This window comes from Escherichia sp. HH26CH (genome assembly GCF_009820205.1).
Taxonomy (GTDB): domain Bacteria; phylum Pseudomonadota; class Gammaproteobacteria; order Enterobacterales; family Enterobacteriaceae; genus Escherichia; species Escherichia coli_F.
On the sequence record NZ_VNXM01000013.1, the window covers coordinates 153,791 to 170,955 of the forward strand.

Here is a 17,165-nt window from a genome sequence, read left to right on the forward strand (position 1 = left end):
TCATGAATCAACAGGATATTGAACAGGTGGTGAAAGCGGTACTGCTGAAAATGCAAAGCAGTGACACGTCGCCCGCCGCCGTTCATGAGATGGGCGTTTTTGCTTCCCTGGATGACGCCGTTGCGGCGGCCAAAATTGCCCAGCAAGGGTTAAAAAGCGTGGCAATGCGCCAGTTAGCCATTGCTGCCATTCGTGAAGCAGGCGAAAAACACGCCAGAGATTTAGCGGAACTTGCCGTCAGTGAAACGGGTATGGGCCGCGTAGAAGATAAATTTGCCAAAAACGTCGCTCAGGCGCGCGGTACGCCAGGCGTTGAGTGCCTCTCTCCACAGGTGCTGACGGGTGACAACGGCCTGACCCTAATTGAAAACGCGCCCTGGGGCGTGGTGGCTTCGGTGACGCCTTCCACTAACCCGGCGGCAACCGTAATTAATAACGCCATCAGCCTGATTGCCGCGGGCAACAGCGTCATTTTTGCCCCGCATCCAGCGGCGAAACAAGTCTCCCAACGGGCTATTACGTTGCTCAACCAGGCGATTGTTGCCGCAGGCGGGCCGGAAAACTTACTGGTTACTGTGGCCAATCCGGATATCGAAACCGCGCAACGTTTGTTCAAGTTCCCGGGTATCGGCCTGCTGGTGGTGACCGGCGGCGAAGCGGTAGTGGAAGCGGCGCGTAAACACACCAATAAACGTCTGATTGCCGCAGGCGCTGGCAACCCACCGGTAGTGGTGGATGAAACCGCCGACCTCGCCCGTGCCGCTCAGTCCATCGTCAAAGGCGCTTCTTTCGATAACAACATCATTTGTGCCGACGAAAAGGTACTGATTGTTGTTGATAGCGTAGCCGATGAACTAATGCGTCTGATGGAAGGCCAGCAAGCGGTGAAACTGACCGCAGAACAGGCACAGCAGTTACAACCGGTGTTGCTGAAAAATATTGATGAGCGCGGAAAAGGCACCGTCAGCCGTGACTGGGTGGGTCGCGATGCCGCGAAAATCGCGGCGGCAATCGGCCTGAACGTGCCGCAAGAAACGCGCTTGCTGTTTGTAGAAACCCCCGCAGAACATCCGTTTGCCGTGACCGAACTGATGATGCCAGTGCTGCCGGTCGTGCGCGTCGCCAACGTGGCGGATGCCATTGCGCTGGCGGTGAAACTGGAAGGCGGTTGCCACCACACGGCGGCAATGCACTCGCGCAATATCGAGAACATGAACCAAATGGCGAACGCCATTGATACCAGTATTTTCGTTAAGAACGGACCGTGCATTGCCGGGCTGGGGCTGGGCGGGGAAGGCTGGACCACGATGACCATCACCACGCCAACCGGTGAAGGGGTAACCAGCGCGCGTACGTTTGTCCGTCTGCGTCGCTGTGTATTAGTCGATGCGTTTCGCATTGTTTAAGGAGTAACCGATGGCGCACGACGAACAATGGCTCACCCCGCGTCTGCAAACGGCGGCAACGCTGTGTAACCAGACGCCTGCCGCGACGGAATCTCCGCTGTGGCTGGGGGTAGATCTGGGCACCTGCGATGTGGTGTCGATGGTTGTCGACGGCGACGGTCAGCCGGTGGCGGTATGTCTCGACTGGGCCGATGTGGTCCGCGACGGCATCGTCTGGGATTTCTTCGGTGCTGTCACCATTGTTCGTCGCCATCTCGATACCCTCGAGCAGCAATTTGGTCGCCGTTTTAGCCGTGCGGCGACTTCATTTCCACCAGGTACGGATCCGCGTATTTCCATCAATGTGCTGGAGTCTGCCGGGCTGGAAGTGAGCCATGTGCTGGATGAGCCAACCGCAGTCGCGGATCTGCTGCAACTGGACAACGCCGGTGTAGTGGATATTGGCGGCGGCACTACCGGAATTGCCATCGTGAAAAAGGGCAAGGTGACTTATTCAGCGGATGAAGCGACCGGCGGACATCACATTTCTCTGACTCTCGCCGGAAATCGCCGTATTTCGCTGGAAGAGGCAGAGCAGTACAAGCGCGGTCACGGTGACGAGATTTGGCCTGCGGTGAAGCCGGTGTACGAAAAAATGGCGGACATTGTTGCCCGACATATTGAAGGGCAGGGCATTACTGATTTATGGCTGGCGGGCGGTTCCTGTATGCAACCGGGCGTGGCGGAGCTGTTTCGCAAACAATTCCCGGCGTTACAGGTGTATTTACCGCAGCACAGTTTGTTTATGACCCCGCTGGCGATCGCCAGTAGCGGGCGAGAGAAAGCGGAGGGACTATATGCAAAATGAATTGCAGACCGCGCTCTTTCAGGCGTTCGATACCCTGAATCTGCAACGGGTAAAAACATTCAGCGTTCCACCGATGACGCTTTGCGGTCCGGGCGCGGTGAGCAGTTGCGGACAGCAAGTACAAACGCGTGGGCTGAAACATCTGTTCGTGATGGCAGACAGCTTTTTGCATCAGGCGGGGATGACCGCCGGGCTGACGCGCAGTCTGGCAGTAAAAGGCATCGCCATGACTCTCTGGCCGTGTCCGGTGGGCGAACCGTGCATCACTGACGTGTGTGCAGCCGTGGCGCAGTTGCGTGAATCAGGCTGTGATGGGGTGATCGCGTTTGGCGGTGGCTCGGTGCTGGATGCGGCAAAAGCCGTGGCGTTGCTGGTAACGAATCCCGATAGCACGCTGGCAGAAATGTCAGAAACCAGCGTTCTGCAACCGCGCCTGCCGTTGATTGCCATTCCAACTACCGCCGGAACCGGCTCTGAAACCACCAACGTAACGGTGATTATCGACGCGGTGAGCGGGCGCAAGCAGGTGTTAGCCCATGCCTCGCTGATGCCGGATGTGGCGATTCTCGACGCCGCGCTGACCGAAGGCGTGCCGTCGCATGTCACGGCGATGACCGGTATCGACGCGTTAACCCATGCTATTGAAGCGTACAGCGCGCTGAACGCTACACCGTTTACAGACAGCCTGGCGATTGGCGCAATTGCGATGATTGGTAAATCACTGCCGAAAGCAGTGGGCTACGGTCATGACCTTGCCGCGCGCGAGAGTATGTTGCTCGCATCATGCATGGCGGGAATGGCGTTTTCCAGTGCGGGGCTTGGGTTATGTCACGCGATGGCGCATCAGCCGGGGGCGGCGCTGCATATTCCGCACGGACTGGCGAACGCCATGCTGCTGCCCACGGTGATGGAGTTTAACCGGATGGTCTGTCGCGAACGGTTTAGTCAGATTGGTCGGGCGCTGCGAACTAAAAAATCCGACGATCGTGACGCTATTAACGCGGTAAGTGAGCTGATTGCGGAAGTCGGGATTGGTAAACGACTGGGCGATGTTGGTGCGGCATCTGCGCATTACGGCGCATGGGCGCAGGCCGCGCTGGAAGATATTTGTCTGCGCAGCAACCCGCGTACCGCCAGCCTGGAGCAGATTGTCGGCTTGTACGCAGCGGCGCAATAAATGCCGGATGCGACGCCTGTCGCGTCTTATCCGACCTGGGGGATTGCACATGTAGGGCGGATAAGGCGTTCACGCCGCATCCGCCAATGGCGCGGTGCAAGTGCCGGATGCGACGCTTGCCGCGTCTTATCCGGCCTACGGGATTGCACATGTAGGGCGGATAAGGCGTTTACGCCGCATCCGCCAATAAATAACAACTAACAGGGAGTAAAGGCGATGGGAATTAACGAAATCATCATGTACATCATGATGTTCTTTATGCTGATAGCTGCCGTAGACAGGATCCTGTCGCAGTTCGGCGGTTCTGCTCGTTTCCTCGGTAAGTTCGGTAAAAGTATCGAAGGATCAGGCGGTCAGTTCGAAGAAGGCTTTATGGCAATGGGCGCTCTGGGTCTGGCGATGGTCGGTATGACCGCGCTGGCACCGGTACTGGCTCACGTACTCGGGCCGGTAATTATCCCGGTTTACGAAATGCTCGGCGCAAACCCGTCAATGTTCGCCGGAACGCTGCTGGCGTGCGATATGGGCGGCTTCTTCCTCGCCAAAGAGCTGGCGGGCGGCGACGTAGCAGCGTGGCTATACTCTGGGTTAATTCTCGGGTCGATGATGGGGCCAACGATTGTGTTTTCCATTCCGGTGGCGCTCGGCATTATCGAACCTTCTGACCGTCGTTATCTGGCGCTCGGCGTGCTGGCGGGCATTGTGACCATTCCGATTGGCTGTATTGCCGGTGGTCTGGTGGCTATGTACTCCGGTGTGCAGATCAACGGTCAGCCGGTGGAATTCACCTTTGCCCTGATCCTGATGAACATGATCCCGGTACTTATCGTCGCGGTACTGGTGGCGCTGGGGCTGAAATTCATCCCGGAAAAAATGATCAACGGCTTCCAGATCTTCGCCAAATTCCTCGTTGCATTGATCACCCTCGGTCTTGCTGCCGCGGTAGTGAAATTCCTCCTTGGCTGGGAACTGATCCCCGGTCTTGATCCGATCTTTATGGCCCCTGGCGATAAACCCGGTGAAGTGATGCGCGCCATTGAAGTTATCGGTTCTATCTCCTGCGTGCTGTTAGGGGCGTATCCGATGGTGCTGCTGCTGACACGCTGGTTTGAAAAACCGCTGATGAGCGTCGGTAAAGTGCTGAATATGAACAATATCGCGGCAGCTGGCATGGTGGCAACGCTTGCTAACAACATCCCGATGTTCGGCATGATGAAGCAGATGGATACCCGCGGCAAAGTGATCAACTGTGCCTTCGCCGTTTCCGCTGCTTTCGCCCTGGGTGACCACTTAGGCTTCGCCGCTGCCAACATGAACGCCATGATCTTCCCGATGATTGTCGGCAAGTTGATCGGCGGCGTAACGGCGATTGGCGTGGCGATGATGCTGGTGCCAAAAGAAGACGCGACCGCGGCTAAAACCGAAGCGGAGGCACAATCGTGAACACTCGCCAGCTACTGAGCGTCGGTATCGATATCGGCACTACCACCACCCAGGTGATCTTCTCCCACCTGGAGCTGGTTAACCGTGCGGCGGTGTCGCAGGTGCCGCGCTACGAATTCATCAAACGCGAAATTAGCTGGCAAAGCCCGGTGTTCTTTACCCCTGTCGATAAACAGGGCGGTTTAAAAGAAGCGGAACTGAAATCCTTAATCCTCGAGCAATATCAGGCTGCGGGCATTGCGCCGGAAAGCGTTGATTCTGGTGCCATCATCATCACCGGTGAAAGCGCGAAAACCCGCAATGCTCGCCCGGCGGTGATGACGCTCTCCCAGTCGCTTGGCGATTTTGTCGTCGCCAGCGCCGGGCCGCATCTCGAATCCGTGATCGCCGGTCACGGTGCCGGGGCGCAAACCCTTTCTGAACAACGGCTGTGTCGGGTACTGAATATCGATATTGGCGGTGGCACCGCGAACTACGCTCTGTTCGATGCCGGAAAAATCAGCGGCACCGCTTGCCTCAACGTCGGCGGTCGCCTGCTGGAAACCGACAGCCAGGGGCGCGTGGTTTACGCTCATAAACCGGGGCAGATGATAGTGGATGAGTGCTTCGGTGCAGGCACTGACGCCCGTTCGCTGACCGGCGCGCAGCTGGTGCAGGTTACCCGGCGGATGGCGGAACTGATTGTCGAAGTGATTGACGGAACGCTCTCGCCGCTCGCGCAGGCATTGATGCAAACCGGTTTGCTGCCCGCAGGTGTTACGCCCGAAATCATTACGCTTTCTGGCGGCGTGGGCGAATGTTATCGCCACCAGCCCGCCGACCCGTTCTGTTTTGCCGATATTGGCCCGCTTCTGGCAACGGCGCTGCATGACCATCCGCGCCTGCGTGAGATGAACGTGCAGTTTCCGGCGCAAACCGTACGCGCCACGGTGATTGGCGCGGGCGCACATACCCTTTCGCTCTCTGGCAGCACAATCTGGCTGGAGGGCGTACAACTGCCGCTGCGCAATTTGCCGGTGGCGATCCCAATTGATGAAACGGATCTGGTGAGTGCCTGGCAACAGGCGCTGATTCAGCTGGATCTTTGCCCCAAAACTGACGCGTACGTGCTGGCGCTTCCCGCCTCGCTGCCTGTGCGTTACGCCGCGGTACTGACGGTCATCAACGCGCTGGTCGATTTCGTCGCGCGTTTTCCGAATCCGCATCCCCTGCTGGTGGTGGCCGGGCAGGACTTTGGTAAAGCTCTGGGCATGTTGTTGCGCCCACAGCTACAACAACTCCCGTTGGCAGTCATTGACGAAGTGATTGTCCGCGCGGGGGACTATATCGACATTGGTACGCCTCTTTTTGGCGGATCGGTTGTGCCGGTGACGGTGAAATCACTCGCATTTCCTTCCTGAGGGAACGACTTATGAAACTAAAGACCACATTGTTCGGCAATGTATATCAGTTTAAGGATGTAAAAGAGGTGCTGGCTAAAGCCAACGAACTGCGTTCGGGGGATGTGCTGGCGGGCGTTGCAGCGGCAAGCTCACAGGAGCGCGTGGCGGCAAAGCAGGTGTTGTCGGAAATGACCGTAGCGGACATCCGCAATAATCCGGTGATTGCCTATGAAGATGACTGCGTGACGCGACTGATTCAGGACGACGTTAACGAAACGGCCTACAACCAGATTAAAAACTGGAGCATCAGCGAACTGCGTGAGTATATGCTGAGCGATGAAACCAGCGTGGACGACATTGCCTTTACCCGCAAAGGGCTGACCTCGGAAGTGGTCGCGGCGGTAGCGAAGATTTGCTCCAACGCGGACCTGATCTATGGCGCGAAGAAAATGCCGGTGATCAAAAAGGCCAATACCACCATCGGTATTCCGGGCACCTTCAGCGCCCGTTTGCAGCCAAACGATACCCGCGACGACGTGCAAAGTATCGCCGCGCAAATCTACGAAGGGCTTTCTTTCGGGGTGGGCGATGCGGTGATCGGCGTTAACCCGGTGACTGACGACGTGGAAAACTTAAGCCGCGTGCTGGATACCATCTATGGCGTGATCGACAAATTCAACATTCCGACCCAGGGCTGCGTGCTGGCGCACGTTACTACCCAGATTGAAGCGATCCGTCGCGGCGCGCCGGGCGGGCTGATTTTCCAGAGCATCTGCGGCAGCGAAAAAGGGCTGAAAGAATTTGGCGTGGAGCTGGCGATGCTCGATGAAGCACGCGCAGTGGGCGCAGAGTTTAACCGTATCGCCGGGGAAAACTGCCTCTACTTCGAAACCGGGCAGGGTTCTGCGCTATCGGCGGGCGCTAACTTCGGTGCAGATCAGGTAACGATGGAAGCGCGTAACTACGGGCTGGCACGTCATTACGATCCGTTTATCGTCAACACCGTAGTGGGCTTTATTGGGCCAGAGTATCTCTACAACGACCGGCAGATTATCCGTGCGGGCTTAGAAGATCACTTTATGGGCAAACTGAGCGGCATTTCTATGGGCTGTGACTGCTGCTACACCAACCACGCTGACGCTGACCAGAACCTCAACGAAAACCTGATGATCTTGCTCGCCACCGCAGGCTGTAACTACATCATGGGGATGCCGCTGGGTGATGACATCATGCTCAACTACCAGACTACGGCCTTCCACGACACCGCCACTGTGCGTCAGTTACTCAACCTGCGCCCGTCACCGGAGTTTGAACGCTGGCTGGAAAGCATGGGCATTATGGCAAACGGTCGCCTGACCAAACGGGCGGGCGATCCGTCACTGTTCTTCTGATGACGCGGAGATAACACATCATGGATCAAAAACAGATTGAAGAAATTGTACGCAGCGTGATGGCGTCAATGGGACAAGCGGCCCCCGCGCCGTCAGAAGCAAAATGCGCCACTACCACCTGTGCAGCACCGGTGACCTCGGAAAGCTGCGCGCTGGATTTAGGTTCCGCAGAAGCAAAAGCGTGGATTGGCGTTGAAAACCCGCATCGCGCAGACGTATTAACAGAACTGCGCCGCAGCACCGTGGCCCGCGTCTGTACCGGTCGTGCCGGTCCGCGTCCGCGTACCCAGGCGTTGCTGCGTTTCCTGGCCGATCACTCTCGTTCGAAAGATACCGTACTGAAAGAAGTGCCGGAAGAGTGGGTGAAAGCGCAGGGCTTGCTGGAAGTCCGCTCTGAAATTAGCGACAAAAATCTCTATCTGACTCGCCCGGATATGGGCCGCCGCTTGTGTGCAGAGGCTGTTGAAGCGCTGAAAGCGCAGTGTGTTGCCAATCCGGACGTACAGGTGGTTATTTCCGATGGTCTGTCTACTGATGCGATCACCGTGAACTATGAAGAGATTCTGCCACCGCTGATGGCGGGCCTGAAACAGGCCGGGTTGAAAGTCGGCACACCGTTCTTTGTGCGTTACGGTCGCGTGAAGATTGAAGATCAGATTGGCGAACTTCTTGGCGCGAAAGTGGTGATCCTGCTGGTGGGTGAACGTCCCGGGTTGGGGCAGTCAGAAAGTCTCTCCTGCTACGCCGTTTACTCGCCGCGTATGGCAACCACCGTTGAGGCCGACCGTACCTGTATCTCTAACATTCACCAGGGCGGCACGCCGCCGGTTGAAGCCGCAGCCGTCATTGTGGATTTGGCGAAACGTATGCTGGAGCAGAAAGCATCCGGCATCAACATGACCCGATAAGGAGGCATCATGCCAGCTTTAGATTTGATTCGACCGTCGGTAACCGCCATGCGGGTGATTGCCTCTGTTAACGCCGAATTTGCGCGTGAACTGAAATTGCCGCCGCATATTCGTAGCCTCGGGCTGATTTCTGCTGATTCCGATGACGTCACCTACATTGCGGCTGACGAAGCGACCAAGCAGGCGATGGTTGAAGTCGTGTATGGTCGCTCGCTGTATGCGGGAGCTGCACACGGGCCGTCACCGACTGCCGGTGAAGTGCTGATTATGCTCGGGGGGCCAAACCCGGCGGAAGTGCGTGCCGGTCTGGATGCGATGGTTGCGCATATTGAAAATGGCGCTGCTTTCCAGTGGGCTAATGATGCAGAAAACACAGCCTTCCTGGCGCATGTCGTTTCGCGTACCGGTTCTTATCTCTCATCAACCGCCGGGATCACGCTTGGCGATCCGCTGGCGTATCTGGTGGCACCGCCGCTGGAAGCGACCTACGGCATTGATGCAGCGTTGAAATCTGCCGACGTGCAGCTGGTGACCTATGTCCCGCCACCGTCTGAAACCAACTACTCGGCAGCATTTTTAACCGGTAGCCAGGCCGCGTGTAAAGCAGCCTGTAACGCCTTTACCGATGCAGTGCTGGAAATCGTGCGTAATCCAATCCAGCGTGCGTAACGGAGGTTGCCGATGATCAATGCACTGGGATTGCTGGAAGTGGACGGCATGGTCGCCGCGATAGATGCAGCTGATGCCATGCTCAAAGCAGCTAACGTTCGTTTGCTCAGTCACGAAGTGCTTGACCCTGGTCGCCTAACGCTGGTGGTGGAAGGCGATCTGGCGGCGTGTCGTGCGGCGCTGGACGCAGGTTGTGCTGCCGCGATGCGTACCGGGCGTGTCATCAGCCGTAAGGAGATCGGTCGGCCAGACGATGACACCCAGTGGCTGGTTACTGGCTTTAACCGCCAGCCGAAGCAACCCGTAAAGGAACCCGACGCGCCAGTTATCGTCGCGGAATCTGCTGACGAGTTGTTGGCGCTGTTAACATCAGTACGTCAGGGAATGACGGCAGGAGAAGTGGCTGCCCACTTTGGCTGGCCGCTGGAAAAAGCCAGAAATGCGCTCGAACAGCTCTTTTCTGCCGGGACGTTACGTAAACGCAGTAGTCGTTATCGTCTCAAGCCCCATTAACCTGTCGGAGGTGCCGGGTGTCCTACAACACCCGGCATTAACATCATGAAAAAGACCCGTACAGCCAATTTGCACCATCTTTATCATGAACCCTTACCCGAAAACCTGAAGCTCACGCCGAAGGTCGAAGTGGATAATGTTCATCAACGACAGACAACGGATGTCTATGAACATGCTTTGACGATTACCGCCTGGCAGCAGATTTACGATCAGCTGCATCCGGGCAAGTTTCATGGTGAATTTACGGAAATACTGCTCGATGATATTCAGGTTTTCCGTGAATACACGGGGCTGGCGCTGCGTCAGTCGTGCTTGGTCTGGCCGAACTCGTTCTGGTTTGGCATTCCGGCGACGCGCGGTGAGCAGGGATTTATTGGTTCGCAATGTCTGGGAAGCGCAGAAATTGCCACCCGTCCTGGCGGCACCGAGTTTGAATTAAGTACGCCAGACGATTACACGATCCTTGGTGTGGTGCTTTCTGAAGATGTCATCACCCGGCAGGCTAACTTTTTGCATAATCCGGATCGGGTATTACATATGCTGCGTAGCCAGTCGGCGCTGGAAGTGAAAGAGCAGCATAAGGTCGCGCTGTGGGGGTTTGTCCAACAGGCGCTGGCGACGTTTTGCGAGAGCCCGGAAAATCTACATCAGCCTGCAGTGCGTAAAGTGCTGGGAGATAATTTGCTAATGGCGATGGGGGCGATGCTGGAAGAAGCGCAGCCAATGATGACGGCGGAAAGTATAAGTCATCAGAGTTACCGCCGATTGCTTTCCCGGGCCCGTGAATATGTGCTGGAAAACATGTCCGAACCAGTGACGGTGCTGGACTTGTGTAATCAACTGCACGTCAGTCGCCGCACCTTGCAAAACGCATTTCACGCTATTTTGGGCATTGGCCCGAATGCGTGGCTGAAACGCATTCGCCTGAACGCCGTGCGCCGTGAACTGATTAGCCCGTGGTCGCAAAGTATGACGGTAAAAGACGCCGCCATGCAGTGGGGATTCTGGCATCTTGGGCAGTTTGCCACGGATTATCAGCAATTGTTTGCAGAAAAGCCTTCACTGACGCTGCATCAGCGGATGCAGGAAATGGAGTGAGGGAGAGGGCCGGATGAGGATGGTGTTTGAGCCGGCCAATAGTGAAGTTACAAATTACGTTGAATTGCTATGTATTTTATTGCCCAACGGGATAGGTGATAAACAAACCGACAATTGTCAAAATACACGCCAGCAGGAATACCAACATACAATTTACGCGCTTTCGCGAAATTTTAAATAAATAGCAAAATAGTGTTGTTACCACGATCACTACCGGGATAGTCATAAAATTAATAACGATGAGTGCTATCAATCCAAAACTTGCTCCTCCACCGTGGGGAATAAAAATATGTTCTTCAAAATAAACTTCCATAGCAAATGCCAGCACGCATCCCAGAAAACTCATATCCAGATGAGGGTGCCATTTACTTTCTTTATGTGATGTGTCTGATATTCTTAAATGCTCCCATGAGCAAACTGGCGCAAAACAATTTCTAAGATTGCTGATAAGACGTTGCCGTTGTCCGGCACTCCGGGCAGATAAACGCGTAAATTATCCCTTCGCCATATTGTTCAATATCGGCATAATCCAGTTGCGCAAGAAACATCATTGTGTGGGAACATTGCGGACAGAGAGGATATTCCGCGTCCTGAATCCAGGTTGGATGCCCGCCAAGTTGCGAGAAAGAGACAGGTAAAAATGGGTCTGCGGCAAATAACGGTGACCTAAGGTTTCCCTGTCTCATGCTGTTTACAGGGAGTCGACGCCATTCCGATACATCATCCGGCAGCCAGGCAGGCGGGATATTTTTTGCAGACAAATGAGCGTTACCCTTTGAGTCCATGTAGCCGAAAATGGTGCTGTAGGCGGTGCAACATTCGCAAGTCACGACGCGAAACCTGCCTTTATCGCTAAGACCCGTTGCCTTCAGGTCAACGTCGAAAAGATTTGTTAGGGGCAATGCGCAATTTGGACAGGTATCGTTGCGTTCATCAACAACACGCAAAGCTTCGCAACACCCGGTGCTTTTCATCTCCAGATGAAAACATTGAGGAAAATAGAGATTACGCCTTTGATCTTCAGCGGTTAACTCCCAACCGGCCTCATGCGCATATTCTTCAGGCTCGATGTAAAGGGAGCTGCGCCACGGCGGTGGGCTATTGCGCCAGTGGGCAAAACGTTCAACGACAACGTCATCCCCAATCCATGCCAGACATTGCAGAATACAATTTCTGTTTTCTGCATCATCCTCAACCCGTTCTAACAGCCTGTCGCGTACATCTGTGGGGGCGCGGTGGAAAGGCATATAAGAATCACTGTCCAAATCATCGTAAGAGATCCATTCTCTGAAATAGGCATTCAGATTCGCCTGGGTAAATGCCGCCAGACAAAGGCAAATCTCCTGAGCGAGCTTATATTCACCAGATGCAAAGCGTTCTGTGGCGTAATCAGCCATTTGCTGCGCTTGATCGGCGGTCAACTGTTGATACAGGGCATCTGTGGGAACGGGGCAGGGAGTCCAGTCGATTAACGCATCGAATTTTCGCGGCTGGTGAACTAATTTCAGCATAGCAACCGGATCGCTTAACCCTGCAAACACATTCACGATCTTTTTGTTTTTCTTGATATATTCGTCGTGCTCACGCTGCTGTTGGGCCTGCACGCAGGGCATGCAAACCCCACCGGTGCGCGCCGCGGTTTGTGGCAGAATGGTTGATGTACAAGCGGGGCTTTTACAGGGAATACGGTGAGTCATAGAGGCGCTCCTTGCCTGAGGATATTAAGTCGAAAGAGATTATTATTAGATATTAGGGTGTCACTATGGCACACAAATTAAAACAGCATTAATTTCATGCCACCAACAGAGGGTTATTTTTCTTTTATTTTCATGATATTAAACCCAATCCCTGACCTTAATAAACTCACTTAACGCCGCTTCCGGGCTGCCTTCTTCCGGTTGATAATCATACTCCCAGCGTACCAGTGGCGGCATTGACATCAGGATAGACTCGGTGCGCCCGCCAGTTTGCAGGCCAAACAGCGTTCCGCGATCCCAGACCAGGTTGAACTCGACATAGCGACCGCGACGGTAGAGCTGGAAATTGCGCTCGCGCTCGCCGTATTCCATCGCTTTGCGTCGTTCAACAATCGGTAAATAAGCGTCGGTGTAGCCTTGACCTACCGCCTGCATAAAGGCGAAACAGTGGTCAAAGTCTGGCGTGTTCAGGTCATCAAAGAACAGGCCACCAATGCCGCGTTGTTCGTTACGATGTTTGAGGTAGAAGTATTCGTCGCACCACTTTTTGTAACGCGGATAAACGTCTTCGCCAAATGGCAGGCACAGATCACGGGCGGTGCGGTGCCAGTGAATAGCATCGTCTTCAAAGCCATAGAAAGGGGTTAAGTCGAAGCCGCCGCCAAACCACCAGACGGGATCGGAACCCGGTTTTTCGGCAATAAAAAAACGCACATTCGCGTGGCTGGTGGGAACGTACGGGTTATGCGGATGCACTACCAGCGAGACGCCCATCGCTTCGAAACTGCGTCCGGCAAGTTCCGGGCGATGAGCAGTGGCGGAAGCAGGCATCGCCTCACCGTGGACATGTGAAAAGTTGACGCCCGCCTGTTCGAAAACACCACCATTACGTAACACCCGGCTACGTCCGCCGCCGCCAGCTTCGCGCTGCCAGCTATCTTCGACAAACTCTGCGCCATCGACGGCGCTCAGCTGCTGACAAATTGTATCCTGAAGGTTGAGCAGGAACTGTTTAACCAGGTGTGCGTCGGGTTTCATCACTTACCGCTTTCTCGAGTGTGCTTTCTGGTTGTCAAACCAGTGAAAATAACTGATCACGCCTTCGGCAATCGCTGTGGCGATTTTCTGGCGAAATGCCGCCGTGCCTAACAGCCGCTCTTCTTCCGGGTTGGTGATAAATGAGGTTTCCACCAGCACCGAAGGAACCGACGGCGATTTCAACACCACAAACGCGGCTTGTTCGGTGTTGCGGCTGTGCAGTTTATGCACCGGCTTAATCTTCTTCAGAATATGCGAGCCGAGCGTCAGGCTGTTTTTAATAGTATCGGTTTGCACCAGATCAAACAGCACTTGCTGCAATAGGTGATCCTTGTCAGTCGCCTTTTTACCGGCAACTTCATCGGCGCGGTTTTCGCGTTCAGACAGGTATTTCGCCATTGCGCTACTTGCCCCACGGTTAGAGAGAGCAAATACCGAAGCACCGGCAGCTTTCGGGTTGGTAAAGCCATCGGCATGAATTGACATAAACAGATCTGCGCCATGTTTATGGGCGATTTCAACGCGATCGTACAGCGGGATAAACGTATCGCCAGAACGCGTTAAACGCGCATCAATGCCATGATTACGCAAAATGGAACGGACGTTTTTGGCAATCGCCAGCACCACATGTTTTTCTTTCGATCCATTGCGACCAATCGCTCCGGTATCAATTCCGCCGTGGCCTGGATCGAGAACAACGACACGTTTGCCGCCGCTTTTTTTGGCTTTCGGCTTACTGTGTCCGTTACTGGTTTTTAAAGGTTCTTCTTTGGCGATGGCTTGCGACATTCCTGACAACGTCAGGGCAGCCAATCCGGCTTTCAGCACCTGGCGGCGCGAAGTGAGTGTTTTTAGTGGTTTAAAAGTGCTCATACGGCCTGAGTTGTAATAATAAAGTTCCAGATGTTATATCGTATCGCGTAATCCGTTACGACCGTTTGCTGTTGAGAATTGTTTTACTTTTCATTTCAATAGTTGACAACTCCCCATTATGCCACTTTTTCAACCGATTTTCGTCAGATATTGGCTAATTCGACCGTTCACGCCATAATCAGCCTTTTAACCCGCAAAAAGGTAACGAATACCATGGAGATACGCGTATTTCGCCAGGAAGATTTCGAAGAGGTCATCACCCTTTGGGAGCGTTGCGACTTGCTGCGTCCGTGGAACGATCCGGAAATGGACATCGAGCGTAAGATGAACCATGACGTCAGTTTGTTTCTGGTCGCTGAGGTAAACGGTGAAGTGGTCGGAACGGTGATGGGCGGTTATGACGGGCATCGCGGGTCTGCTTATTATCTTGGTGTGCATCCAGAGTTTCGTGGGCGTGGCATTGCTAACGCGTTGCTTAATCGGCTGGAGAAAAAGCTGATTGCTCGTGGCTGCCCGAAAATTCAGATCAACGTGCCGGAAGATAACGACATGGTGCTCGGAATGTATGAACGCCTTGGATATGAACACGCCGACGTGCTGAGTCTGGGCAAGCGTTTGATTGAAGATGAAGAGTACTGAGTTTCATCCTGCCCATTATGATGCGCACGGACGCCTGCGTTTACCTTTTCTCTTCTGGCTTGTGCTATTGCTTCAGGCGCGAACCTGGGTGCTGTTTGTCATTGCCGGTGCGTCGCGGGAGCAGGGTACTGCGCTGTTGAATCTGTTTTATCCCGATCACGATAATTTCTGGCTGGGGTTAATTCCTGGCATTCCTGCGGTGCTGGCGTTTTTGTTGAGCGGTCGGCGGGCTACGTTTCCTCGCATCTGGTATGTACTCTATTTTCTGTTGCTGTTGGCGCAGGTGGTTTTACTTTGCTGGCAACCGTGGCTGTGGCTGAACGGTGAATCCGTTAGCGGTATCGGTCTGGCGCTGGTAGTGGCGGATATTGTGGCGTTAATCTGGCTGCTGACCAATCGACGTTTACGCGCTTGTTTTAATGAAGAAAAAGAATAACGGCACTTTTTGGTGAATTTGCACTCCAAGCAACGTTATTGAATAACCAAAGGAAGTGACATGAAATCGCTGCGTTTAATGTTATGCGCTATGCCGTTGATGCTGACCGGCTGTTCAACGATGTCGTCAGTTAACTGGTCTGCCGCTAATCCGTGGAACTGGTTTGGGTCGTCCACCAAAGTGAGCGAGCAGGGCGTGGGTGAATTAACGGCGTCCACACCACTGCAAGAACAAGCTATTGCCGATGCGCTTGATGGTGATTATCGCCTGCGCAGCGGAATGAAAACCGCGAACGGCAACGTGGTGCGCTTTTTTGAAGTGATGAAAGGCGACAACGTGGCGATGGTAATTAACGGCGATCAGGGCACGATCAGCCGCATTGATGTGCTGGATAGCGATATTCCTGCTGACACCGGTGTTAAAATCGGTACACCGTTTAGCGACCTTTACAGCAAAGCATTTGGCAATTGCCAAAAAGCTGATGGTGATGATAATCGTGCCGTCGAATGTAAAGCTGAAGGCAGTCAACATATTAGCTACCAGTTCAGCGGGGAATGGAGTGGTCCTGAAGGGTTAATGCCTTCGGACGATACCTTGAAAAACTGGAAAGTCAGTAAAATTATCTGGCGGCGTTAATTTGCGTCTGAACAAACCGCCGCCGCAAAAAAACACGTAAAATAGCGCCCAACAATGCCACGGATTGCGTGGCATTCTTATTTTCAGGAGGAACAATGTCTCAGGTTCAGAGTGGCATTTTGCCAGAACATTGCCGCGCGGCGATTTGGATCGAAGCCAACGTTAAAGGGGAAGTTGACGCCCTGCGTGCGGCCAGTAAAACATTTGCCGACAAACTGGCAACTTTTGAAGCGAAATTCCCGGACGCGCATCTTGGTGCGGTAGTTGCCTTTGGTAACAACACCTGGCGTGCTCTGAGCGGCGGCGTTGGGGCCGAAGAGCTGAAAGATTTTCCGGGCTACGGTAAAGGCCTTGCGCCGACGACCCAGTTCGATGTGTTGATCCACATTCTTTCTCTGCGTCATGACGTAAACTTCTCTGTCGCTCAGGCGGCAATGGAAGCCTTTGGTGACTGCATTGAAGTGAAAGAAGAGATCCACGGCTTTCGTTGGGTTGAAGAGCGTGATCTGAGCGGCTTTGTTGACGGTACAGAAAACCCGGCGGGTGAAGAGACGCGTCGCGAAGTGGCGGTTATCAAAGACGGCGTGGATGCAGGCGGCAGCTATGTGTTTGTGCAGCGTTGGGAGCACAACCTGAAGCAACTCAACCGTATGAGCATTCACGATCAGGAGATGATGATCGGCCGTACCAAAGAAGCTAATGAAGAGATTGACGGCGATGAGCGTCCGGAAACTTCTCACCTGACCCGTGTTGATCTGAAAGAAGATGGCAAAGGACTGAAGATTGTTCGCCAGAGCCTGCCATACGGCACTGCCAGCGGCACGCACGGTCTGTATTTCTGTGCCTACTGCGCGCGTTTACATAACATTGAGCAGCAACTGCTGAGTATGTTTGGCGATACCGATGGTAAGCGTGATGCGATGTTGCGTTTCACCAAACCAGTCACTGGCGGCTATTATTTCGCGCCGTCGCTGGACAAACTGATGGCACTGTAAGCGCTTCTGATGCGATG

The 17,165-nt window shown here is 54.3% G+C and carries 18 protein-coding genes; 14 read left to right on the forward strand and 4 right to left on the reverse strand.

What is annotated here, in order from left to right:
* The first annotated feature begins 2 nt into the window (after nucleotides 1–2).
* The 10 genes from FQ015_RS05515 to eutR all read left to right on the forward strand — a co-directional run bounded on the left by FQ015_RS05515 (nucleotide 3) and on the right by eutR (nucleotide 10,834).
* Nucleotides 3–1,406: an aldehyde dehydrogenase family protein gene (locus FQ015_RS05515; RefSeq protein ID WP_039020937.1), complete on the forward strand. Its 1,404-nt coding sequence runs from the start codon at nucleotides 3–5 to the stop codon at nucleotides 1,404–1,406.
* 10 nt (nucleotides 1,407–1,416) lie between these two features.
* The gene (gene eutJ, locus FQ015_RS05520; RefSeq protein ID WP_039020936.1) at nucleotides 1,417–2,253 is read left to right on the forward strand and encodes an ethanolamine utilization protein EutJ; all 837 of its coding nucleotides are present in this window, start codon (nucleotides 1,417–1,419) and stop codon (nucleotides 2,251–2,253) included.
* The gene (gene eutG / locus FQ015_RS05525; protein ID WP_039020935.1) at nucleotides 2,243–3,430 is read left to right on the forward strand and encodes an ethanolamine utilization ethanol dehydrogenase EutG; all 1,188 of its coding nucleotides are present in this window, start codon (nucleotides 2,243–2,245) and stop codon (nucleotides 3,428–3,430) included. The genes eutJ and eutG overlap by 11 nt, the downstream gene beginning before the upstream one ends.
* 216 nt (nucleotides 3,431–3,646) lie before the next feature.
* Nucleotides 3,647–4,873 carry an ethanolamine utilization protein EutH gene (gene eutH, locus FQ015_RS05530; RefSeq protein ID WP_000512386.1) on the forward strand — a complete coding sequence of 409 codons (1,227 nt, stop codon included), beginning with the start codon at nucleotides 3,647–3,649 and terminating at the stop codon, nucleotides 4,871–4,873.
* Complete coding sequence (gene eutA / locus FQ015_RS05535; protein ID WP_032184843.1) at nucleotides 4,870–6,273, forward strand: ethanolamine ammonia-lyase reactivating factor EutA; 1,404 nt, start codon at nucleotides 4,870–4,872, stop codon at nucleotides 6,271–6,273. Before eutH ends, eutA begins: the two co-directional genes overlap by 4 nt.
* A gap of 11 nt (nucleotides 6,274–6,284) precedes the next feature.
* Nucleotides 6,285–7,646, forward strand: coding sequence for an ethanolamine ammonia-lyase subunit alpha (eutB, locus tag FQ015_RS05540; protein WP_112013743.1), 1,362 nt, complete (start codon nucleotides 6,285–6,287; stop codon nucleotides 7,644–7,646).
* A gap of 20 nt (nucleotides 7,647–7,666) precedes the next feature.
* Nucleotides 7,667–8,554, forward strand: a complete 888-nt coding sequence (eutC, locus tag FQ015_RS05545; protein WP_000372324.1) for an ethanolamine ammonia-lyase subunit beta — start codon at nucleotides 7,667–7,669, stop codon at nucleotides 8,552–8,554.
* A 9-nt stretch (nucleotides 8,555–8,563) separates the two neighbouring features.
* Entirely contained in the window at nucleotides 8,564–9,223 is a 660-nt protein-coding gene (gene eutL, locus FQ015_RS05550; RefSeq protein ID WP_160523818.1) for an ethanolamine utilization microcompartment protein EutL, read from the forward strand.
* Between the two features lie 12 nt (nucleotides 9,224–9,235).
* Nucleotides 9,236–9,736 carry an ethanolamine utilization microcompartment protein EutK gene (gene eutK / locus FQ015_RS05555; protein ID WP_001295463.1) on the forward strand — a complete coding sequence of 167 codons (501 nt, stop codon included), beginning with the start codon at nucleotides 9,236–9,238 and terminating at the stop codon, nucleotides 9,734–9,736.
* Nucleotides 9,737–9,781: 45 nt separating this feature from the next.
* On the forward strand, nucleotides 9,782–10,834 hold the full coding sequence (gene eutR / locus FQ015_RS05560) for an HTH-type transcriptional regulator EutR (RefSeq protein ID WP_160523819.1): 1,053 nt from the start codon (nucleotides 9,782–9,784) through the stop codon (nucleotides 10,832–10,834).
* A gap of 76 nt (nucleotides 10,835–10,910) precedes the next feature.
* On the opposite strand, the gene FQ015_RS05565 is transcribed toward eutR, so the two are convergent.
* The 4 genes from FQ015_RS05565 to amiA all read right to left on the reverse strand — a co-directional run bounded on the left by FQ015_RS05565 (nucleotide 10,911) and on the right by amiA (nucleotide 14,442).
* Nucleotides 10,911–11,180 carry a hypothetical protein gene (locus FQ015_RS05565; protein WP_202385066.1) on the reverse strand — a complete coding sequence of 90 codons (270 nt, stop codon included), beginning with the start codon at nucleotides 11,178–11,180 and terminating at the stop codon, nucleotides 10,911–10,913.
* Nucleotides 11,181–11,268: 88 nt separating this feature from the next.
* Nucleotides 11,269–12,531 carry a DUF1963 domain-containing protein gene (locus FQ015_RS05570; RefSeq protein WP_160523820.1) on the reverse strand — a complete coding sequence of 421 codons (1,263 nt, stop codon included), beginning with the start codon at nucleotides 12,529–12,531 and terminating at the stop codon, nucleotides 11,269–11,271.
* A 138-nt stretch (nucleotides 12,532–12,669) separates the two neighbouring features.
* Nucleotides 12,670–13,569: an oxygen-dependent coproporphyrinogen oxidase gene (gene hemF, locus FQ015_RS05575; protein WP_160523866.1), complete on the reverse strand. Its 900-nt coding sequence runs from the start codon at nucleotides 13,567–13,569 to the stop codon at nucleotides 12,670–12,672.
* A 3-nt stretch (nucleotides 13,570–13,572) separates the two neighbouring features.
* On the reverse strand, nucleotides 13,573–14,442 hold the full coding sequence (gene amiA, locus FQ015_RS05580; protein WP_000102907.1) for an N-acetylmuramoyl-L-alanine amidase AmiA: 870 nt from the start codon (nucleotides 14,440–14,442) through the stop codon (nucleotides 13,573–13,575).
* Nucleotides 14,443–14,655: 213 nt separating this feature from the next.
* Between amiA and FQ015_RS05585 the strand changes: the two genes are divergently transcribed.
* From FQ015_RS05585 to yfeX, 4 genes are all read left to right on the forward strand, one after another.
* Complete coding sequence (locus FQ015_RS05585; RefSeq protein ID WP_000406000.1) at nucleotides 14,656–15,081, forward strand: GNAT family acetyltransferase; 426 nt, start codon at nucleotides 14,656–14,658, stop codon at nucleotides 15,079–15,081.
* Nucleotides 15,068–15,517: a DUF2919 domain-containing protein gene (locus FQ015_RS05590; protein ID WP_105277949.1), complete on the forward strand. Its 450-nt coding sequence runs from the start codon at nucleotides 15,068–15,070 to the stop codon at nucleotides 15,515–15,517. The genes FQ015_RS05585 and FQ015_RS05590 overlap by 14 nt, the downstream gene beginning before the upstream one ends.
* A 60-nt stretch (nucleotides 15,518–15,577) precedes the next feature.
* Entirely contained in the window at nucleotides 15,578–16,153 is a 576-nt protein-coding gene (locus FQ015_RS05595) for an RpoE-regulated lipoprotein (protein ID WP_000838945.1), read from the forward strand.
* 95 nt (nucleotides 16,154–16,248) lie between these two features.
* Nucleotides 16,249–17,148 (forward strand): porphyrinogen peroxidase, encoded by a 900-nt coding sequence (yfeX, locus tag FQ015_RS05600; protein WP_001561819.1) that lies wholly within the window; start codon nucleotides 16,249–16,251, stop codon nucleotides 17,146–17,148.
* The last annotated feature ends 17 nt before the right edge of the window (nucleotides 17,149–17,165 follow it).